This is a genomic window from Mesomycoplasma hyorhinis ATCC 17981, from assembly GCF_000383515.1.
Lineage (GTDB): Bacteria > Bacillota_I > Bacilli_A > Mycoplasmatales > Metamycoplasmataceae > Mesomycoplasma > Mesomycoplasma hyorhinis.
The window spans coordinates 1-22,234 of the sequence record NZ_KB911491.1 but is presented as its reverse complement, the minus strand read 5'-3'; the positions used below and the strand labels follow the sequence as shown (position 1 = coordinate 22,234).

The following is a 22,234-nucleotide window of genomic DNA, read 5'->3' as shown; positions in this document are numbered from 1 at the left end:
TTTCAATTTAAAATAAGGAAAGAAATGATAAAAAAAATATATTTAGCAGCTGGATGTTTTTGAGGAGTAGAAGCCTTTTTTCAAAGAGTAAAAGGTGTTGTTCAAACTCGAGTTTGCTACTTAAATGGAGATACAGAACAAACTACATACAAGCAAGTTTGTGCAGGTTCAGGCCATGTTGAAGCAGTTGAACTCGTTTATGATTCTTCGCTTTTGACAGAAGAACAAATTTGAACTTTGTATTTGAAAATAGTTGATCCCTTTTCAGTTAATAAACAAGGAAACGATGTAGGAGTACAATACCGTATTGGTTTTTACTCAAATGATCAACAACTCTTAGATATTTTTAGACAACTTAATAAATCCTTTGAAAATGAAGCAAAACTTCAAACTACAATAGAGTTTTTACCTGTTAAAAACTTAACTATTGCAGAAGAATATCACCAAAAATATTTAGATAAAAATCCAAATGGATATTGTCACATTAACTTAGACTCAGTGCCAGAAAAATTTAAAAAATAAAGGTAAAAATGAAGAAAAAAGAAGAATTGTTAAAGGAAATTAAACTAAGAGGAATTTTAAAAGATATTAGTGATGAAAAAAAATTGTTAAATATGCGGCAAAATGAAGGAATTTATGTAGGTTTTGATCCAACAGCTAAATCACTCCATTTGGGTAATTATATTTTAATAAATCTAGCACAACGTTTTCAAAGAGCAGGAGTTAAAACAATAGCAGTTTTAGGTGGAGCAACAGGAATGATTGGTGATCCTTCCTTTGTTTCTAAAGAAAGAGTTTTACTCTCAAATGAAGCTATTATTAAAAATAAAAACTATATCAAAGCACAATTGGAAAAATTTGATTTGCAAGTTTTTGACAATTTTGATATTTACAAAGATATGAATGTTTTAGATTTTCTTCGTGATGTTGGAAAAAATGTTAATGTTGCTTTGCTATTAACCAAAGATTCTATTGCTTCACGGATTAAAACAGGACTTTCTTTTACAGAATTTAGTTATCAATTAATTCAAGCTTGAGACTTTAAATATTTATTTGATAAATTCAATATAGTTGGACAACTTGGTGGATCAGATCAATGAGGAAACATTGTTCAAGGGCTTGATATGATTAAAAAAACAAGTTTGGAAGATAAAAATTCTTCGCCTTGTTTTGGACTTACAACCCAACTTTTAACAGATGAAAATGGAAATAAATTTGGAAAAACAACATTTGATGGTGATGCTTTGTGATTAGATTCTAATCTTACTTCTCCTTTTAAACTCTATCAATTTTTAATAAATTTATCAGATTTTCAAGCAGAAAAATTTTTTAAATGAACTTCATTTAAAACATTTAGTGAAATTGAAAAAATCCTTCAAAAACATAGCCAAAATAAAAAAGAGAAGTTTCTACAACATCAAATGACACAAGAAATTATTTTAAATCTTCATGGACAAAAAACACTTGAACAATGTTTAAAAATTTCTAGTTTGTTATTTAAAAACTTAAGCTTTGAGCTTTTAAATCAAGCAGATTTAGATCTTTTAGCAAAATCTGTAGATAATTTTGTACTTCAAGAATCTGAATTCAACGCTAACAAATTAGTTGAATTAAAAATTTTTTCATCTAAAAGAGAACTAAATGAATTTATTAAAGACTCTGCATTGCAAGTAAATGGTCAAATTATTAAGTCTCAAGAAGAAATTAACTCAAAATTAAAACAAAACTTTAGCAAATTATTAATTAAAAAAGGTAAAAAGAACTTTTTTGTTGTTTCGTTCGAATAAATTAAAAATAAAAAATCCAAATTAACAAGTGGATTTTTTTATTTTTAAATTTCTCAAAATAAGAAGCAGAAAAAGTAATATAATAACTAAAAATATAATTTTTAGATTTATTATTAGTATTATAAAAAAAGGAAAATATGATTGTTGAAAATAAAAAAAATGTTGTTTTATTTGGAATGCCAAATTGCCAAAATTTAGCAAATAAAATCTCTGAAATTTTAAAAATACCTTTAACACCAATTGAAAAAACTCAGTTTGCTGATGGAGAAGTACTTTTAAAATCAGTTGAAACTATTAGAAATTCCACAGTTTTTGTAGTTGCAAGTACACACAAACCTGTTCATGATAATATTATGGAATTATTAATTTTTATGGATTCATTAAAAAGAGCATATGCTAGAGATATTATTGTAATCCTTTCCTATTTTGGCTATGCTAGACAAGATAGAAAATCAACTGGAAGACAACCAATTACAGCAAAACTAATTGCAAATTTATTAGAAACTGCTGGAGCTACAAAAATTATTTCTGTAGATTTACACAATCCATCAATTCAAGGATTTTTTAATATTTCAGTAGATGAACTAAGAGGTCAATATATTCTTGCGAAGAAAATTAAAGAAAAAAATAAGAATTATACAATAGTTTCTCCAGATCACGGTGGAGCTGTTCGTGCAAGATTACTAGCTGAATTATTAAATGAAAATACAAAAATTGCCATTATTGATAAAAGAAGAATAGGAACAAATCAAGTCGAAGCTCAAGGAATTATTGGTGATATTGAAGCAAAAGATACAATAATTATTGATGACATTATCGACACAGGTGGAACAATTATTAAAGCCGCTGATATGCTCAAAAAAAATGGCGCAAAATCAGTAACAGTAGTTGCTACACATGGGATTTTTTCCAAAGGTTTTGAGCTATTTCAAGAAAGTAAAAATGTAGATAAAGTTATAATTACAAATTCAATTGATAATTCAGAACTTGAAGCAAAATATTCCAAGTTAGAAGTTGCTTGTTTATCCGAATTTATTGCGGATACCATAAAAGCTTGTATATTTTCAACATCAATTTCATCTATATACTCACAATTGAAAGAAAACTTTAAAAAATAATGTATTTTTTTAAAGAAAAAACTAGAGATTTAGTTAATAATGAACAAATTTTTTCACAATTAGAAAAATTTGTTAGTTTAATTGAACAAAAAAATAAGGTTATGAATCTCACTGGCTTTACTCAAGATCAATTATGAAAAGAAGGAATTTATGAATCTATTATTACTTTAAAACAAAGTATATATTTAAAAAACAAAAAAATTGCTTTACTAGATGTAGGGGCAGGTGCTGGTTTTCCTTCAATTCCTTTCTTTATTATCAATTCTGATATAAAATTAGTCATTGTTGAAAAATTAAAAAAGCGATGTGATTTTTTGCAATTAGTAAAGCAAGAATTAAATTTAGATTTTGAAATAATTAATGATTTAGCTTCTAATTTGCAAGCTAAATTTGACTACATTACAGCAAGAGCGGTGGGAAATCTAGATTTTTTATTTAAAATCACTAAAAAATTGCAAAATCCTACAACTACTTCTTTATGAATTAAAGGTCCAAAAATTTGGGATGAAGTTTTAGAACACAAAAAAGTTCTAAAAAATTATAATTATTCAATTGAAGAAGTAAAATCAGATCTTGATAAACAAATTTTTATACTAAAAGCCAACAAGAAATAATATGAATTGACAGTTTGTAAAACCCACACCAAAATATCAAAATAAATATCATTTAAGCTATAAAAATGAAGCAAATTTATTTCCTTTAGTTTCAAAATCAACTAAAGATAGTTTTAAGATTTTTACTTTAGAAAATCAAGAAAATTTTTGAGAATTTTTATTAGTAGATGAAGATGATGATTTTTTAGAAATAGGTCTTTATCTAAATATAATTCAAGATAGCATAAAAACCAACTTTTTTACAATTGATTTAAGAATAAATTCTTTATTAAATGAAGAAAAATGAAGTATTTTAACTTTTGAATTCATTCAAGATTTTTTTATTAATACACTTAATTTAAAAAACAAATTCATAGAAATTCAACTAGAAGAAAAAATATACAATTTAGTGAAAAAAAGCTTCATTTTTAAAGAAATTAGCAAACAAAATGAAGCAATTTTGCTACATTTTTACTTAGAAGAAAATTATTTTTTTTCAGATGTTCACACTCATCCTTTTAAAGAATATTATAAAGAACCAAAACAAGAATTAGAATTTAACTACAAAAACAATATAAAAGCAATGCTTTTAGTTGGTACTTCTTGAGAAGATAATCAAGAAATTATTTCATATTTAGACTATGTACCAAATCTTTTTGCACTTGTTGGGATTCATCCTAATAATATTACAAATGAAGATAATTTTCAATTATTAGAAGAAATTGTTGCAAAAAATTCAAAAGTAGCAGGTATTGGTGAAGTAGGTTTGGATTTATATTATGATCAATCACCTAGTTTCGAATTACAGCTAAAGTGTTTTATAAAACAAGTTAAAATCGCACAAAAATATAATAAAACTGTAATGTTGCACATAAGAGACAATGCAAATGATAAAAATTTTTTCCTTTTCAACACAATAAAACAAGTCGTTAGTGATTTTTTGGATGTTAAATTTGTTTTTCATAATTTTTCTGCAAACTTTGAAATTTATCAATATTTTGCACAATTAAAGAATGTATTTTTTTCTTTTTCAGGAGTTATTACATATAAGAAAAACCAAGAAGCAAGAAAGATTTTAAAACATATTGATTTAGAAAAAATTGTGCTAGAAACAGATGCTCCATATTTATCTCCTGAGCCAAAAAGATCTTTGTGACCAAATCACAGTTTTTGCATTAAACAAAGTTTTTATTTACTTTCAAGAATCAAAGAAATTAGTTTACACTCTTTAACTCAACAAGTCAAAAAAAATATAGAAGGAATTTTTAATATAAAACTATATGAAGACCATTCAAGCTAAAAAAAAATTTGGACAAAATTTTTTAAAAGATGATTTTGTAATCAATAAAATTATAGAGCTTGCCAATTCTCAAGATGAGGATGCTTTAGAAATCGGACCAGGTACAGGAGCTATTACAATCCCTCTTTTAGAATCTGCAAAATCTTTATTAGCTTATGAAATTGATAAAGATTTGATTGTTTGTTTAGAAAATAAAATAAAAAGTTCTAAATTTATGCTTAAAAATGAAGACTTTTTAGAAGCTGATTTAGATTTTACAACTCCAAAAATTCTTGTTGCAAATTTGCCATATTACATAACAAGTCAAATTTTATTCAAGGTTTTTGAGAATGTTAATAAATTTAAATCTATGCTAATTATGGTACAAGAAGAAGTAGCTGATCGAATAGTAGCTAAAGAAAAAACAAGTGCTTTTTCAAAGTTATCACTTGCTTGTCAATTAGTAGCTGATGTTAAAAAAGAGTTAAAAATTCTACCTTCTAGTTTTAGTCCGCAACCTAAAGTTAATTCGGCTTTAGTTTCTTTTAAATTCAAAAAAAATTTAAATCCAGAATACATAAAAGGTTTTTTAGATTTTACAAAAAAATGTTTTTCTATGAAAAGAAAAACATTTTATAATAATCTTTCTACTTTCTTAAATCAAGAAAAAATTAAAGAGTTATATGTTAAATTCAATTTAAATTATAACATAAGACCGCAACAAATCAGTCTTAATCAATATATCCAAATTTATGATTTTATTAAAAACTCTTAGAAATTTGTTTATTAACAAATGGAGAAAAAATCAAATAAGTACACAAGGGAATAATTAACGCTATAAATGAAGCTGCTGCTTTTAAATTATAAAAATTTGCTGAAGCATCTCTACTTCCACTAAATTGAAATCAAATAGAAATAGTTTGTTCACTACTTGAAGTTAAAATATATGTTGGTCATAAGAAATCATTTCAAGCTTGGATTGAAGAAAAAATAATTATTAAAAAATAAGGCATTTTCAAATATTTTAAATACACATAAACAAATCTTTGAAACATATTTAAGTTATCAATTGTCATTAACTTAATTTTATTCTGTGGAACTGAACTTAAAATTTTATATAAATACATTAATAAGAAAAACGAAAAAATTTGGTTTATTATTAAAGGAAAAATAACATTAGATTCTAAAATATTGCTTTTGTATAATAAAATTTTATATCCCATATATAAAGAAATTTCAGGAGTTAAAGATACAAAAATAAAAAGCAAATAGAAGACTTTTTTACTAAATTTACTTACTTTTACTAGACCAAAAGATGCAAGTGAGTATAAACTAATTCTTAAAAAATTAATTAAAAGAACACTTAACATTGAATTTTTAAATCCATTTAAAAATAATTGATCCATTACTTCTTTTATGTTAGTTCATAAACTATCTTTAGGAGCTAAAAAAACATTATTTGAAAGAGCTTCACTATTATTCAAAGATGCTTGAACAATTAAAAAATAAATTGGAAACAAAATCAAAATAATTACAAAGCTAATCAAAGCATATTTTAAAACTTCAAAAATTAGTTTATAAATGAGATAAAAATGTTTGCTACTTAGTGAGTTCATTTTTTACTCCTTTAATTGATTTTTTTATTTTTGTGATTAAAAATATTGCAGCTTTTATGTATAACTTTATAAATTTTCAACGCAGTAAATAAATAAATAACAGCAAAAAGCAAAGGTAAATGAAGGTAAAAAATGATGCTGCCATTGCAACAGGTGCATTAGCATCTTGTGTTATTCTAGAAATAATGTAAGAAGCTAGTGTGTCTCCATGAAAATCTTTTAAATTTTTATTTCCTATTAAAACTTGAGGATACAGCAACGCAGCAAAAATAAAGTTTGTATAAACAATGTTAAAAATTGTTATTTTCATTTCAGGAAAATACAAATTTTTAACTTTATCGAATAAAGATAAAGAATCTATTTTTAGATTTTTACTATATTTAAGATTAATTTTATTGATTGCAAAACTAAATAAAACAGTATTAAACGGAATTGCTCTTCAAAGTTGAAATATACATAATAAAATAATTAAAGGTGTTTTTTGGTTTCCACTAACAAAATCGTATTTTCCAAAATGAAATTTTTCTTGTAACAATACACTTAGTACATTTCTATCACCAAATAACAAAACAAAAGCTACACTTACAGCAAATGCAGAAATAAAAAACTGTGAATAAAGAGCAGTGATGAATATATTTTTTGAAATTTTTAGGGTCAAAGAAGATATAACCAAAGCTAAAAGAAAACCAACGATAATTGCAATAGGGGATGCCACAAAAAACAAAATAGTAGAATTTTTCACACTATCAATGAATCTATAATCAGAAACAAGAAAATGATAATTACTAATTCCGAAGTGTCATTTTATCCTGCTATATTGTTCAAAGTCTCTCAATGAGTAAAAAAATGAATTTAACAAAGGATAAATTGAAAAAACAATTAAAAAAATTAATAAAGGAGTTATCAAAGTAAAACCTTTTCAATTTTTTCTCAGACTAAGAGATAGTTTTTTTCAAGTTGCTTCAGAAAATGAAGACATTTTGTTTAAAATTTTATTATTTTTCTTCATTTTATAAAACCCTTTGTCCTTCTTTGTCAAATTTTAAAAGATCTTCTTCATTTATTTTTAGATAAATAATTGATTGGGTTTCAAAATTATTTGTTTGCAAAAAGTTTAAACTAATAGGATTCTCATTGTTTAAGCTTGTTGCTTTGTACAATAAAGATTCACCAATTAATTTTTTTGAATCAATTTTAAAAGGTAAAAATCCTTCTTGTTTGTTGCTAGATACAATGATTTTATTAGCTCGTACATAGAAATCTATACCATTTTGGTTTTTAAAAAAATTGATTTCAGGAAAGCCTAAAAATTTAGCTACAAACAAGTTAGCTGGATTGTTATAAAGTTGTTCTGATTCACCAAATTGCATCACTTTTCCTTGATTTAACACAGTGATGTAATCACTTATTTTTAAAGCATCAGTTTGATCATGTGTTACTAAAACAATTGATAAATCAAATTCTTTTTTGATTTTTTCTAACCAATTAATTGTAGATTCCTTGATTTTTGCATCTAAAGCAGCAAAAGGTTCATCCATAAAAATTAATTTTGTGTTCTTAATAATAGCTTTAGCAAATGCTACTCTTTGCTTTTGTCCGCCACTTATATTATTTGCTTTTTTGTTGATAATTTCTTCAATTTGAAGTTTTTTTGCTATAGGCATAAAGGATTTGAAAAAAAATTGAATTAAATAATTATTTTCTAATAAAAATAAAAGAATTTTTATATTTTTAAAACTTAATTTAAGTAAATAAAATAAAATTTTAGTATACATCAATTTAACAAAAAAAACTTGATGCTTTGCTACATGTATACTTTTTTTTAAATATTTAGCAAATAAATTGTCTAATTTAACAACATCAGAATCCTTCGTTTTTGAAGCTAAAAACTTATTTTTAATTTCAATTCATAAAGAATTTCTAACTTCAGATTTTCATTTGCTAGAGTTTTTAGCACTTAAATAAACATTTTTAAAAACACTTATTTCTTCATAAAGGTTGTTATCTTGCATAATGAATCCAAAATTAGAAAATTCTGGATCTTGATTAATTTGTATTTCTCCTTTTGTAGGTTTTAAAAAACCAATTAGTAAGTTTAAGAAAGTAGTCTTTCCACTACCACTTGGTCCAAGTAAAGTTATTATTTTATTTTTTGGAAATGTCAATTTTTCAATATCTAAAGAAACCTGTTTTTTATCATATTGAAATTTTAAATTTTTGACATTAATTAAATAATTTGTTGAGCTCATGATAATTAAAAATTATTATAATAAAATATAATTCTTAATTGAAAATTTTAAAAAATTATTGGTTAATAAAAAATAAAAATTTTTCTTGTGTTATTTAAATAAAAATGTATAATTTAAAAACTTGCTTAAACCTGTTACATTATTTAAAATTAATTAAAAAATATAAAAGGAATTGTGATGAGACAAACCACATTAGTAAAACATAAAGAAGTTACTAAAAAGTGATATGTTATTGACGCTGCTGGACAAGTTCTTGGTAGAGTAGCTACATTAGCAGCTTCTCACTTAAGAGGTAAAACTAGTCCTACATTTACACCAAATGTAGATATGGGTGACAACATTATTATTATAAATGCTGATAGAGTTGTTTTAACAGCTAAAAAAGAAGAACAAAAAATTTATTACTCACACTCAGGATATCCTGGCGGATTAAAAACTATTAATGCTAAAAATTTAAGAGCTAAAAGACCAATTGCTTTAATTGAAAAAGCTGTTTGAGGAATGTTACCTCATACAAAATTAGGTGATAAACAAAGAAAAAATTTATTTGTTTATGCAGGTCCAGAACATAAACATGAAGCACAAAAACCAGAAATTTTAAAGGTAGGTAAATAGTTATGGCAGATAAAAAAATTACTTATCGTGGATTAGGAAGAAGAAAATCTTCTGTAGCAAGAGTCATAATTACTCCAGGAACAGGTGAATTTAAAATTAATAAAAGAGCAGCAAAAGATTACTTAAAATTAGATTTATTAATTCAAGATGCATTACAACCATTAGAAATCACTAAAACAACAGATCAATGAAATATTAGTGTTAACGCTTCAGGTGGTGGACTTTCAGGACAAGCTGGAGCAATTAGGTTAGGAATTGCAAGAGCATTATTAGAAGCTTCAGCAGATTACCGTCCAGAATTAAAATCTAAAGGTATGTTAACTCGTGATGCGCGTGCAAAAGAAAGAAAAAAATTCGGACTCAGAGCTGCACGTCGTTCAAGACAATTTTCAAAACGTTAGTTTTTATAGTATAATTATATTGGCAACTTTGTTGCCTGTTATTGGGAGCGTAGCTCAGATGGTTAGAGCACACGACTGATAATCGTGAGGTCGATGGTTCGATCCCATTCGTTCCCACCATTTCATTTTTGACCACTTTTTCAAAAATACACTAAAAAGTTAGTGTATTTTTTATTATTATTTTTTTAACAAAAGAGTATAATTATAGCAATTATGCAAAAATTATTATTAAATTTAAACGCTAATTTGAATAATCATTTTTTAAATGGTTTAAATTTTAATAATAATTTTTTTAATATAAATAATATTTAATCAAAACTTTTATATTAATAGTTATTAAAATTATAAGTTTTGATTAATCTTTCTTTTATCAAGATAATTTTTTGCTATTAATAAAAAGTTTCTATTTAGATATCTAATATAGAAAGGCAAAATGTACACATCTAAATTAAACATTTTTGAAACACAAAAAGCAATTGAGTCTATAAAAATTATTTTTCCAAAATTTTTATCAGAAGCTTTATCACTTACAAGAGTTACCGCACCTTTATTTGTCGAACCACTAACTGGGTTAAATGATACATTAAATGGCGAAGCTGCTGTTTCTTTTATTCCAAAAGATCAAGACACAAAATTAGAAATTGTTCACTCACTAGCGAAATGAAAAAGATATGCTTTGAGAGAATATGATTTTTACCTTTATAAAGGTTTATATACTGATATGAACGCAATTAGAAAAGAAGAAATTCTTTCCCCATTTCATTCTTATTATGTAGATCAATGAGATTGAGAAAAAATTATAAAAAAGAAGATAGAAATCTTGATTATTTAAAACAAACTATTAGAACAATTTATGATCAAATAAGAAATACTGAAGCAGAACTAGTAAAAAAATTTCCACAACTTAAAATTAAATTACCAAAAGAATTGATTTTTATTGATTCTCAAGAACTAGAAGATTTATATCCTGAACTTACTCCATCACAAAGAGAAACAAAATTTGCACAAGAAAAAGCAAAAGCATTTTTTGTTATCAGAGTTGGTTGAAAACTTAAGTCTGGACAAGTACACTCAGGAAGAGCCATTGACTATGATGATTGAAATTTAAACGGTGATTTAATTTTTTATCACGAAACCTTAGATAAGGCAATCGAAATTTCTTCAATGGGTATAAGAGTTGATGCTAAAGCTTTATTAGAGCAAAGTAAATTAACTAAGCCGCAATTAGAACAAAAATCACAATTTCACCATGATTTAGTAAACGAAAACTTACCATTTTCTATCGGTGGCGGAATAGGTCAAAGCAGACTCTGTATGTTTTTATTAGAAAAAGCACATATTGGAGAAGTTCAATCTAGTTACTGACCTAAAAAAATTCTTGAAGAAGCCAAAAAAGAAAATATTATTTTATTGTAGTAAAATTTTTTGCTTTTGTAATAGAATAAAAATAGGAGATTCTATGCAAGAAAATAAAACAAAAGTAATAACTTTCTTTTTTATTTCATTTTTTAGATGATTTTTTCTAATTTATTTACTTGTTTTTCTACTCATATTTGCAAATATACTACCACAACCTCCAGGTAGATTAACTTTTATTTCTTCTTTATTTATTCTTCCTACTGTTGGTTTAATTTCCATTTTTACTTTTATATATCAAATATTTTTTTCAGTAAAATATATCTCAGGAACAAAAAATAGAATTTTATTTTGAATTTTTCCTTTTATTTTTGGATTGAAAAATCAAAAAGAGTTTAATGTTGTAAAACAAAACACAAATTTTAAAAAATTCCAATTTATAACATTATTGTTTTCAAAAATATTTGCTTTTATTGTGTTTTTATATGTTGTTTTAATGAGTGAAATTTTCGTCGGGTCATCAGCTGCTGTGAATGAAATATATATAGGATTAGTAATGATTGTAGTGGTGTGATTGATTACAATGTTAATAACCAACTTAATATTTATTCCATTTATTAAAGATGAAAAAGAATATATAGAAAAGTTAAAAATCAAATATTTATATTAAAAATTATCTAAATATAATAATAAATTTACAAAATAATCACAAAAACACCACAAATTATTTGTGGTATTTTTGTGAAAAAAATAAATTCAATAGTTTTATTAGAAAAAACATAAATTAAGATTTTGATTACAATTTAAATTTTTTAATAATAATTTTTTAGTTTTTTAATTTGTTGAGCATTTAAGAATAATTTAAGTTCTTCTTCGGTAGCTTCTTTAATTTTTTTGTAAGTTTTAAAGTAAGTTAAAAGTTTATCTTGAGTTTTTTTATCAATATTTAACTGATCTAAAAAGGAAGAAGTTAAAATTTTGATGTTTTTATTTCTGTGCTTTATTTTTGCAAATTCATCTACTTGAATCTGCATATTAGAAAGGAAATTGAAGGATTCTTGACTAATATTTTCAACTTTTTGAAGATTTTGATCTAATACATAATGAGTTTTATGGTTTTTGTTTTTTACAATTCCAAATAAAGGAACATAAATATTTGATTCCTTTAAAGCTTGTTGTGCTTTTTTTATTTGTTGCTGAGCGCCGTCTACAAAAATAAGATCAGGTTTTAAAAAACTTTTAATTGAAAAATATTTTTTGATACTTTCATACATAAAATCTATATCAGATTTTAAATTTTTTGAAACATTAAAAAATCTATTAAATTTGCTTTGATGTACGCCGTTAATAAAGAAAATAACTCCTGTAACAATATTTTGAAGATTAGAGTGAGAGTTATCAATAATCATAATTTTATCTGCTTTGGCAACTTTTAAATCTTGTGATAATTTTTCTAGAACAATATTTTCTTTTTGTTGTTCTTTTTGAAGTATTTTTAATCTTTCTTGAACAAAAAATTGATTATTATCTTTTGCCATTTGCATAATTAAATCAAGCTTTTTATTATTTGAAAAAGTTATATTTAAACTAGATAATTCAGATTTAAAATCCAATGTTTCTCAGAGATTGTCTAAAACAATTTGATCTGGAATTAAATTATTTTTGTAATAATTTTTTAAAAACATAATAAATGTTTCTTCTAAGTTAAAAATTAAACTTAAATTTAAGTTTTTGTAGGAAAATAAAGAGCCATTTCTGTAAAAAAGAAGTGAAATGAAGACAAATTCTTGATACTGAGCGACAAAAATGAAATCAACATCTTTGTTATTTGCTAATGTAATGCTTTCTTTTTGTTGTTGTAAATCACTTAGAGCCTGGCGAATTTGTTTTAATTCATTAGCTCTTACATAATTTTCTTGTTGTACAAATAAAGCTTCTTCTTCTAAAATTTGCTTTAAAAATGAAGCATTTTTTAGCTTTAGAATCTTTTTGCAAATTTCAAGTTTTTGATTTTTTTCTTCTGGGGATAAACTATTTATTGGTAAACCGTTTTCATATTTAACTTTACTTTCTAAAAATCTTGTTAAGTTTCAAGCATCAGATTTTTTTACAAAAGGTCCAAAATAAAAATTTCGTTTATTAGCAATTTTGTAAGCTAATTTAATATCTAAATTCTTATTAATTTCAATATAAGGATAAGTGTGGTCATCTTTTAGTAAAATGTTAAAATTTGGTTTATAGAGCTTGATTCATTTATCTTCTAAAATCAAAGCATTTGCTTTTGAATTAGTGATAAAAAATTCAATATCATCTGTTTGATTAATTAATGAATGTGTTTTGTAAGAATTTATGTGCCCAGCAGCATATTGTTTCATTCTGTTATAGATGTTTTCTGCTTTACCAACATATAGCACATTTTTATACTCATCTAAGAATTTATAAACACCAAATGTCTTTGGAAAGTCTTTTTTTTCTATCAATTTTTTAAATTTTTCCATTTTTCTAATTTTATTATTAAATTAAATATTTATTAAAATATTGTTGTATAATTTTACTAAATTTATCAAAGGAAAAAATGATACTCAATCAATTAGACGCAAAAAAATATAAAAACACAGCTATTCACTTTTTTGTTTTATCTGTAGTTGCTTTTTTAGCTTTTATTGCAATTTTAGCTTATTATATTTACTATAAAGCTGCAAATATTGATTTTAAAAGCTTTATAGTTGAGGGAATAATTGTAGTTGGATTTTTAATTTTATTCATAATTGGTACTGCTTTTTTTGCAGGATTTTATGTTTATCACAAAGATTTAATTAAATATAAAAAACAGCAAAAAGATAGAGATTATATTAAAAACAAAGTTTTAAAAACAAAAGCAGAAGAAACTAAGCAAGTTTCCACAGCTTAAGTTTAATAGTAAAAAACCAAGAAAAAGTTCTTGGTTTTTTACTATTTTATTCTCTTTTTTTCTTCTTTTTAAATAAGAAAATATAATATATAAATTATTAAACTATTTTCTTTAGTAATTTGTTTTTTTGTTTGTTTTTAAAAATGTTGAAAGTAAAGGAAAATAATGTCATCATATACAGTTGAAAATTTAAAAGTTTTAAAGGGTCTAGACGCAGTTAGAAAAAGACCAGGAATGTACATTGGATCAACAGATTTTGAAGGTTTACACCATTTAGTGTGAGAAATTGTTAGCAATGCAGTAGATGAAGCTTTAGCAGGTTTTGCCAAGAACATTTATGTTTCTTTAGAAGAAAATGGTTCTATTGTTGTTGAAGATGATGGAAGAGGAATACCAATTGAAAAACATACTAGTGGATTATCAGGTGTCGAATTAGTCTTCACAGAGCTTCATGCAGGAGGTAAATTTTCTGATGAAGTTTATAAAAATTCTGGAGGACTTCATGGTGTTGGATCTTCAGTTGTGAACGCTTTAAGTAGTAAATTGATTGTAAATGTTTATAAAAACAACAAAAACTATCAAACAAAGTTCATCAATGGGGGCCAAATAGAACAAAGAACAACAGTTGTAGGTGATTCTAACAAAAAAGGAACACGTGTTCAGTTTTGACCGGATAAAAAAATTTTTGCTCAAAATAAATTTTCTTTTGATATGATTTCAGAAAGGTTACGAGAAACTTGTTTTTTAATTTCGGAATTAAAAATCACTCTTGAAGATCAAATTACCTTTCAAAAAGAAGCATTTTTTTTCAAAAATGGCATCAAGGATTTTGTTGAATTCATCAATCAAGGTAAAACACTTCTAAACAAACAAGCAGCTTTAATCAATGAAACACAAGAAAAAATTAATGTTGAAATTGCTTTTCAATACACAGATAGTTATTCTGATTCAATTATTTCTTTTGTCAATAACATTAAAACTAAATCTGGTGGAACACATGAATTAGGTTTAAAACAAGCTTTGGTCAGAGTTTTTAATGATTTTGCACAACAAAAATCAATTTTTAAGAACAAAACACATACTTTAGACATTTTAGATATCAAAGAAGGGTTAACATTGGTTTTATCTTTAAAAGTACCAGAATTTTTACTTGAATTTGTAGGTCAAACTAAAGATAAATTAGGAACTCAAATTGCAAAATCAGTTGTTGAAGATATTTGTTATAAACAAGTGCTATTATGATTAAACAAAAACCAACAAGAAGCTAATAAAATTATTAATAAAATCAAAGATGCTTTTGATCAAAGAATGAGCACAAAGCTGTCTAAAATTGAATCTAAAAAATCAAAAGATGCTTCAAAAGAGAAGAAAATCTTATCAGGTAAATTAGCTCCTGCACAATCAAAAAACAAAGCAGAAAAAGAACTTTTTATTGTTGAAGGTGAATCAGCAGGTGGAAGCGCAAAATTAGGTCGAGATCGTAAATTTCAAGCCATTTTACCTTTAAAAGGAAAGATAATTAATGCTGAAAAAACAAGATTAATTGATTTATTAAAAAACAACGAAATTGTAGCTATCATTAGTAGTTTAGGCACAGGAATTGGTCAAGATTTCAACATTAATAATTTAGAGTATGACAAAATTATTATCATGACTGATGCTGATACAGATGGAGCTCACATTCAAATTTTGCTTTTAACCTTTATTTTTAGATATATGAAAGAACTAATTGAAAAAGGTCATGTTTACATAGCTCAACCTCCGCTTTACAAAATTAGCTTTAAAAATAAAGAAGCTGTTTATGCTTGAAATGAAAATGAATTAAAACAAATTATTGAAAACAAATCCAATTTTGATTTACAAAGATATAAAGGTTTGGGTGAAATGAATGCTCAACAGCTTTGAGATACAACAATGAATCCTGAAAAAAGAACATTAATTAAAGTAAAAATAGAAGATTTAGCTATAGCTGAAAGAAGAATTTTTACCTTAATGGGAGATAAAATAGACATTAGAAAACAATGAATTAAAAACAATGTTCACTTTTCTTTAGATGATGATTTTTTTATTAATTTTACTGACAAGGAAGATATAACAAATGAAGAAACTAGATAATAATATGAAGAAAAATGAAGAACAATTAATAGTTAATTCACTTGATTCTATAGTATCAGAACGTTTTATTAGGTATTCAAAATATGTTATTCAACAAAGAGCTATTCCTGATGTTAGAGATGGATTAAAACCAGTTCAAAGACGGATTTTGTACTCAATGTGAATGTTGGGTTTAAAAAATGATAAAGCATTTAAAAAATCAGCAAGGGTAGTGGGTGATGTAATAGGTAAATACCATCCACATGGAGATTCTTCAATTTATGAAGCCTTAATTCGGATGGCTCAAGAATGAAAAATGAATTTACCATTAGTAGAAATGCATGGAAATAAAGGATCAATCGATGATGATCCAGCAGCTGCAATGCGTTATACTGAAACACGTTTAGAAGCTGTTACTAATTTAATGTTGGAAATTATTAATAAAAAAACAGTAAATTTTGTACCTAATTTTGATGATTCTGAAAAAGAACCAGTAGTTTTACCTGTGTTATTTCCTAATTTATTAGTGAACGGAACTAAAGGAATTGCTTCAGGTTTTGCTACAGATATTCCTCCTCATAATTTAGCAGAATTAATTGATGCTTGTATAGAAAAATTAAAAAATAAAGCAACTCCATACTCTAAAATTCGCCAAATAATTAAAGGTCCAGATTTTCCAACAGGTGGAATTATTTATGATACAAAAGGAATAGATGAAGCTTTTGAAACAGGACAAGGAAAAGTAGTTTTAGTTTCTAAATACAAAATAATTAACGAACCAAAATACAAAGCTATTGAAATTGAAGAAATTCCTTTTTCAGTTGTTAAGTCAGAACTTGTAAAACAAATTGATGAAATTAGATTTGAGAAGAAAATTGAAGGAATTTTAGACGTAATTGATCAATCAGATAGAACTGGAATTTCTATTTTAATTGAATTAGAAAAAGAAGCAAATATTGAACTTATTTTAAATTATTTACTTCAAAAAACACAAATGCAAATTAGTTACTCATACAACTCAGTAGCAATTCATAATTACACACCCAAGCTTCTATCTATTTATAAGATGTTAGATTATTATCTAGATCATTTAAAAGAAATTAAAACAAAAGAAATTGAATTTGATTTGAAAAAAAATAATCAAAGATTAGAAATTGTTAAAGGTTTTTTAAAGGTTGCTGACATTACTGATGAAGTAATTAAAATAATTAGAAATTCAGATAATTCCAAACAAGGTGTAATAGAAGCTTTAGTTCAAAACTTTGATTTTACATTATTGCAAGCTACTGCAATTGCTGAAATGAGATTGTATAGATTATCTAGAATTGATCAACAAAATTATTTAAATGAAAAAAATACTTTAATTGATCAAGTAGCTAAATTAACAACTTTATTAGAAAATGATTTAGAGTTTAATCAATATTTAGTCTCAATTTTAAAAGAAATTAGAACAAAATTTGGACGAGAGAGGAAAACCCAAATTATTAATCAAAATTTCAAAATTGAAATTAATCAAGAAGAACTTATTAAAAATGAAGAATCCTATTTTGTTATAACCAAACAAGGTTTATACAAAAAAATGTCTAACAAAGTTTTTGAATCAAATGATATTTCAAATATAAGTTTAAAAGAAAAAGATTATTTTGTTTTTGTTAACAAAATTCAAACAAAAAATAAATTATTGATTTTTACTTCAGTAGGAAATTATATTTTTATTCCTTTACACACTATTGAAGATGCAACTTTTAAAGCAACTTGATCTGATTTACAAATTGATTATTTATTAAAAAAAGATGAAACTATAATTTCAGCAATTGAAATAGCTGATTTTAGTGAAAATCAATTTGTTTGTTTAATAACTAAGAACGGAATGGGCAAGCGTATCAGTTTAAAAGATTTAGAAGTTTCCAGGTTCAAAAAAACAATTTTAGCTATGAAAATAAAGCAAGATGATCAACTAATTGGTGCTAAATTAAGTGATAATTATCAAGATATTGCTTTATTTACCAACCAAAATAGAGCTTCAAGATATAGCGAAATTGAAGTTCCAATTTATGGAACAAATACAGCTGGAGTTAGAATTTTAAAGCTCAAAGAAGGTGAATATATAGATCATTTTGTTTTAGGTCAATCAGATGATGTCTTTGTTTTTGTAGCTAAATCAGGTTTTGTAAGAAATATTAGTTTGAGCTCAATTTATTACGGTAACAAAAATAGTCAAGCTAAATTTTATTTAGAATCCAAGTTTACTCATTTAAAAATTGTTAATATTATAAAACAAAAAAATAAAGAAATTTGCTTCATTTTTGAAGAACCAAATAAAGTATCTAAAGTTCCAAGTTTAGAGATTCCTGGTGTTAGCAATAAGTTTGAAAGTTTAAAAAATCCTTTTGTTTATTATTTAGATTGTATTAAAATCAACATAAATAATAAATTAGAAGAAAAAGCAAAAATCGAAAATAAAAAAATAGAAGATAATCTTAAAGAAAATGTTTCACAAAAAGAAGAAAAAAGAAGTAAAATAATAGATAAAAATCAAGACATACCGCAACCTAAACTCACATCAAACAAATCTTTTGATGTTAATCAAGCAATTGAAAAAGTCAAAGGGAAACTCAAAGAAATTGATGAATTAGACATTGATTCTCTTTTGAAAAAATTTGATAAATAAGGAAAAATTATGGATAAAAATTTTTATAAAAACTCATTAAATATATTCACTTCAGAGTTTTCTATGAAAGCAAATCTTTCACAAAAAGAAGCAGAATATAGACAGTTTTGATTAGATAACAAAATCTATCAAAAAGCTTTAAAATTAAACGAAAATAACCCTCAATTTGTTCTTCATGATGGGCCACCATATGCAAATGGTGATATTCACATAGGTCATGCACTTAATAAAGTTTTAAAAGACATTGTTGTTAGATATAAAACTATGCAAGGCTTTTATTCACCTTATGTTCCAGGTTGAGATACACATGGTCTTCCAATTGAAAATAAAATTCTTTCTTTAAATAATATTTCTCATAAATCATTATCTGTTTTAGAACTTAGAAAACAAGCTAATAATTACGCTAATGAACAAATTGAATCACAAAAAAAACAATTTGAACAACTTAATTTATTAACCGATTTTAGTACTATTTATCAAACAAATGCGCCAACATTTGAAGCAAAACAGTTAGAACTATTTAAAGTAATGGTACAAAAAGGTTTAGTTTATAGAGGTTTAAAACCAGTTTATTGATCACCAACTAGCCAATCTGCATTAGCTGAAGCAGAAATTGAGTATCTAGATCATCGTTCACCTTCAATTTATGTAGCTTTTGAAATTTCACAAGGAAATTCTAAAGTAACTAAAGGTGATTATTTAGTAATTTGAACAACAACACCTTGAACTTTAATTGCAAACTCAGGAGTTGCAGTTGGAGAAAAATTTGAATATTCAAAAGTAAAACATCAAGACAAATTTTTTGTTGTAGCCACAGAATTAGTTGAGAAATTAGCTCAAGATTTTAACTGAGATCACTTTGAAATTGTAGATACTTTTTTAGGTGAAAAACTTGTTGATGTTAAATATATCAGACCAATTATGAAGGAAAAAGAAGGAAAAGTTGTTCAAGGACATCACGTTACTGTTACTTCAGGTTCTGGTTTAGTTCACATAGCACCACTATTTGGTGAGGACGATTTTTGGATTTCTAAAAAAACAGGTTTAGAACATGTGATGCATGTTAATGATGATGGAACTTTAAATGAATTAGCAAGAAAATATGAAGGTTTATTTTATTTAGATGCTAATAAAGAAATTGGACAAGATTTAGAAAAAGAAGGAAAATTACTAAAATTTTCCATACTTAAACACTCATATCCACATGATTGAAGAACCAATAAACCTGTTATTTATCGTGGAACTCCTCAATGATTTGTTGCTATTGAAAAAATAAAATCCGAAATTCTAAAAGCTAGTGAAGAAGTTATTTTTCCTCAAGAATGAATAAAAAGAAGACTTCAGACAATGATTGAAAATAGACAAGATTGAACCATTTCAAGACAAAGATCATGAGGAGTGCCAATTATTGTTTTCTATGATGAAAATAAAAATCCTGTTTTAGATAAACCTGAATTATTTGATTATGTTATTAATTTAGTAAAACAATACGGAACCGATGTTTGATACGAAAAAGAAGTAGATGAGCTTCTTCCAGAAGAATACAGAAACTTGGGATGAACAAAAGAAAACGACATTATGGATGTTTGATTTGATTCAGGTTCTACATCAATTAGTGTAAAAGTAGATAAAACAGAGCTTCCTTTTGACTTGTACTTAGAAGGTTCTGATCAATACCGTGGTTGATTTAATTCATCATTAATTAATAGTTATATTTACTACAACAAAGCTCCTTATCGAAGGTTGTTATCGCATGGATTTATTGTGGATCAAAACGGAAACAAAATGTCTAAATCCAAAGGAAATGGAGTTAGTCCTTTAGATTTAATTAAAACATATGGAGCTGACATTTTGCGTCTTTGAGTAAGTAATAGTGAATATTTTAATGACGTTGTTTATTCAAAAGACATTTTTGAACAAAATGTAGAAATTTATAGAAAAATTAGAAATACAATTAAGTTTTTAATTACTAATTTAGAAGATTACAAACACAATCCAAATCTGCAACTAGAATCAGTTCATCAATATATTGATAATAAAATTAAAAAATTTAAAAACACAATTATTGATAATTACGATAACTTTAGATTTGTAAAAATTATTAAAGAAGCAAACAATTTTATTATTGATTTTTCAAACTTTTACTTATCAATAGCAAAAGATTCTTTATATACAGATAAACTCGATAATCCAAATCGTAGACAATTCCAATATAACTTATATAACTTATTAAATGTACTTACTATTTCCTTAGCTCCTATCTTACCAACAACAACAGAAGAAATTTATTCATATATAAAATCAGATAATAAAAAAGAATCAGTTCATTTAGAAACTTTCTTTAAAAAAGAAGCATTTGATGAAAAAATTGAGGAAAAATGGAAGGAATTTTTCACTGTTAAAGATCGAATCTATCAACTAATTGAACAAAAAATTAAAGAAGGAGTAATCAAAAGAACAAACGAAGCATTCATCCATATAAAAACAGATTCTGAGTTTATAAAATCATTAGATCTTAAAAGCTTATTAATGGTTGGAAAAGTTCACTTTGCTAACAAAGATAAAGTTGAACCATTTAATTCAGTTAAATGTTTACGTTGTTGAAATCATTTTGAAGCAAAATATATTAAAAAAGATGTTTGTCAAAGATGTTATTTGGTAATTAAGGATTTAATAAATGAAAATTAGTTCTGTAAAAATAAAGAATTTTGTTAAAACAATTTTAACTAGAGTTCCCAAAAAACGGATTCTATACAATGCAATCTTCTTATTTGTCTTTTTATTAATTTTATTGCTAATAGATCAGTTAACTAAAAATTTAATTTTTAAACACGAAGATTTTAATGAATATGCACCGGATGAAAAACTTGTAATTAATCACGGTTGAATTGGATTTAGACCATTGCTTCACAGAGGAGTAACTTCAGGACTAGCTAAGGTTTTTGGATTTACAATTATTCATATTTTTTCTTTTCTTTTGTTATTTATTCTAATCATTAGTGTCTTGCTTTCTAAAAATTACTTTTTTGCAGCTTTTATGATTATTTTACTAGCTGGAAATATTGGAAATGAATTAGATAGATTACTTTATCAAAATGGAGTTAAAGATATCATTTTCATTCCTTATCGTGACAAAGGAACCTTTAATTTTGCAGATATATTTATAATTTCAGGTCCTATTGGAATGGTGGTCATTATGGTATTTGAAATTTGTTGACCCACTGTGAATAAATGATATAAAAATCAAAAACACAAAACTTCAATTAATGAAGAAAACAAAAATCAAAATTAAAAAAATGTAGCAATTTGAGGTGATACCCTTTTCTTGAAAAAATTTTTGAGTGTTTTAATTAATTATAATTTGAAATGAATGTTTCCCTAAATTTAATGGGAGACATTCATTTTATTTTATCTTTAATTCGTTTGTAATTGTAATAATAAATATAATTTGCAATTGCTTTGTGAAATTGTTTAAAAGTTAAAAATTCTTTTTCGCGACAATAAAAACATTCTCTTTTTAATGTTCCAAAAAACGATTCAATAA

Annotated in this window: 19 protein-coding genes, 1 tRNA gene and 1 pseudogene; 16 read left to right on the top strand and 5 right to left on the bottom strand. The window is 25.1% G+C overall.

Features of this window, described 5'->3' with window-relative positions; all coding sequences use genetic code 4:
• Window positions 1-24: 24 nt before the first annotated feature.
• The 6 genes from msrA to rsmA all read left to right on the top strand — a co-directional run bounded on the left by msrA (window position 25) and on the right by rsmA (window position 5,552).
• On the top strand, window positions 25-522 hold the full coding sequence (gene msrA, locus F801_RS0102165; RefSeq protein ID WP_014335388.1) for a peptide-methionine (S)-S-oxide reductase MsrA: 498 nt from the start codon (window positions 25-27) through the stop codon (window positions 520-522).
• An 8-nt stretch (window positions 523-530) separates the two neighbouring features.
• Window positions 531-1,787 (top strand): tyrosine--tRNA ligase, encoded by a 1,257-nt coding sequence (gene tyrS / locus F801_RS0102160; protein ID WP_020104577.1) that lies wholly within the window; start codon window positions 531-533, stop codon window positions 1,785-1,787.
• A 137-nt stretch (window positions 1,788-1,924) separates the two neighbouring features.
• The gene (locus F801_RS0102155; protein WP_014335389.1) at window positions 1,925-2,905 is read left to right on the top strand and encodes a ribose-phosphate pyrophosphokinase; all 981 of its coding nucleotides are present in this window, start codon (window positions 1,925-1,927) and stop codon (window positions 2,903-2,905) included.
• Entirely contained in the window at window positions 2,905-3,519 is a 615-nt protein-coding gene (gene rsmG / locus F801_RS0102150) for a 16S rRNA (guanine(527)-N(7))-methyltransferase RsmG (RefSeq protein ID WP_015084023.1), read from the top strand. Before F801_RS0102155 ends, rsmG begins: the two co-directional genes overlap by 1 nt.
• A 1-nt stretch (window position 3,520) precedes the next feature.
• Window positions 3,521-4,798, top strand: coding sequence for a TatD family hydrolase (locus F801_RS0102145; protein ID WP_014335391.1), 1,278 nt, complete (start codon window positions 3,521-3,523; stop codon window positions 4,796-4,798).
• Window positions 4,779-5,552 carry a 16S rRNA (adenine(1518)-N(6)/adenine(1519)-N(6))-dimethyltransferase RsmA gene (rsmA, locus tag F801_RS0102140; protein ID WP_013301955.1) on the top strand — a complete coding sequence of 258 codons (774 nt, stop codon included), beginning with the start codon at window positions 4,779-4,781 and terminating at the stop codon, window positions 5,550-5,552. Before F801_RS0102145 ends, rsmA begins: the two co-directional genes overlap by 20 nt.
• On the opposite strand, the gene F801_RS0102135 is transcribed toward rsmA, so the two are convergent.
• From F801_RS0102135 to F801_RS0102125, 3 genes are read right to left on the bottom strand one after another with little or no spacing between them, the layout of a single operon-like run.
• Window positions 5,539-6,393 (bottom strand): ABC transporter permease subunit, encoded by an 855-nt coding sequence (locus F801_RS0102135; RefSeq protein ID WP_014335392.1) that lies wholly within the window; start codon window positions 6,391-6,393, stop codon window positions 5,539-5,541. The genes rsmA and F801_RS0102135 overlap by 14 nt on opposite strands.
• The gene (locus F801_RS0102130) at window positions 6,377-7,402 is read right to left on the bottom strand and encodes a carbohydrate ABC transporter permease (RefSeq protein WP_014582617.1); all 1,026 of its coding nucleotides are present in this window, start codon (window positions 7,400-7,402) and stop codon (window positions 6,377-6,379) included. The genes F801_RS0102135 and F801_RS0102130 overlap by 17 nt, the downstream gene beginning before the upstream one ends.
• 1 nt (window position 7,403) lies before the next feature.
• The gene (locus tag F801_RS0102125; RefSeq protein WP_013301958.1) at window positions 7,404-8,642 is read right to left on the bottom strand and encodes an ABC transporter ATP-binding protein; all 1,239 of its coding nucleotides are present in this window, start codon (window positions 8,640-8,642) and stop codon (window positions 7,404-7,406) included.
• Between the two features lie 177 nt (window positions 8,643-8,819).
• Here F801_RS0102125 and rplM point away from each other — a divergent pair, with 177 nt between their 5' ends.
• From rplM to F801_RS0102095, 5 genes and pseudogenes are all read left to right on the top strand, one after another.
• On the top strand, window positions 8,820-9,257 hold the full coding sequence (gene rplM / locus F801_RS0102120) for a 50S ribosomal protein L13 (protein ID WP_013301959.1): 438 nt from the start codon (window positions 8,820-8,822) through the stop codon (window positions 9,255-9,257).
• A 2-nt stretch (window positions 9,258-9,259) separates the two neighbouring features.
• Window positions 9,260-9,658: a 30S ribosomal protein S9 gene (rpsI, locus tag F801_RS0102115; protein ID WP_013301960.1), complete on the top strand. Its 399-nt coding sequence runs from the start codon at window positions 9,260-9,262 to the stop codon at window positions 9,656-9,658.
• Window positions 9,659-9,701: 43 nt separating this feature from the next.
• Window positions 9,702-9,778, top strand: a tRNA-Ile gene (locus F801_RS0102110).
• Between the two features lie 313 nt (window positions 9,779-10,091).
• Window positions 10,092-11,074 (top strand): annotated as a pseudogene (gene asnA, locus F801_RS04515) (aspartate--ammonia ligase).
• 43 nt (window positions 11,075-11,117) lie between these two features.
• On the top strand, window positions 11,118-11,684 hold the full coding sequence (locus F801_RS0102095; protein WP_014335395.1) for a hypothetical protein: 567 nt from the start codon (window positions 11,118-11,120) through the stop codon (window positions 11,682-11,684).
• Window positions 11,685-11,826: 142 nt separating this feature from the next.
• Here the strand turns inward: F801_RS0102095 and F801_RS0102090 are convergent, their stop codons facing one another.
• Window positions 11,827-13,512, bottom strand: coding sequence for a GIY-YIG nuclease family protein (locus tag F801_RS0102090; protein ID WP_014335396.1), 1,686 nt, complete (start codon window positions 13,510-13,512; stop codon window positions 11,827-11,829).
• 77 nt (window positions 13,513-13,589) lie between these two features.
• Here F801_RS0102090 and F801_RS0102085 point away from each other — a divergent pair, with 77 nt between their 5' ends.
• From F801_RS0102085 to F801_RS0102065, 5 genes are all read left to right on the top strand, one after another.
• Window positions 13,590-13,925 (top strand): hypothetical protein, encoded by a 336-nt coding sequence (locus F801_RS0102085; RefSeq protein ID WP_013301964.1) that lies wholly within the window; start codon window positions 13,590-13,592, stop codon window positions 13,923-13,925.
• Between the two features lie 165 nt (window positions 13,926-14,090).
• The gene (locus F801_RS0102080; RefSeq protein ID WP_014335397.1) at window positions 14,091-16,040 is read left to right on the top strand and encodes a DNA gyrase/topoisomerase IV subunit B; all 1,950 of its coding nucleotides are present in this window, start codon (window positions 14,091-14,093) and stop codon (window positions 16,038-16,040) included.
• Window positions 16,024-18,690: a DNA topoisomerase IV subunit A gene (locus F801_RS0102075; protein WP_020104576.1), complete on the top strand. Its 2,667-nt coding sequence runs from the start codon at window positions 16,024-16,026 to the stop codon at window positions 18,688-18,690. The genes F801_RS0102080 and F801_RS0102075 overlap by 17 nt, the downstream gene beginning before the upstream one ends.
• A 9-nt stretch (window positions 18,691-18,699) precedes the next feature.
• Window positions 18,700-21,378, top strand: coding sequence for an isoleucine--tRNA ligase (gene ileS / locus F801_RS0102070; protein ID WP_027332472.1), 2,679 nt, complete (start codon window positions 18,700-18,702; stop codon window positions 21,376-21,378).
• Entirely contained in the window at window positions 21,368-21,982 is a 615-nt protein-coding gene (locus F801_RS0102065) for a signal peptidase II (protein ID WP_020104575.1), read from the top strand. The genes ileS and F801_RS0102065 overlap by 11 nt, the downstream gene beginning before the upstream one ends.
• A 58-nt stretch (window positions 21,983-22,040) precedes the next feature.
• Here F801_RS0102065 and F801_RS0102060 read toward each other — a convergent pair.
• On the bottom strand, window positions 22,041-22,234 hold a 194-nt coding region (locus F801_RS0102060; protein WP_020104574.1), incomplete at its 5' end, for an IS3 family transposase.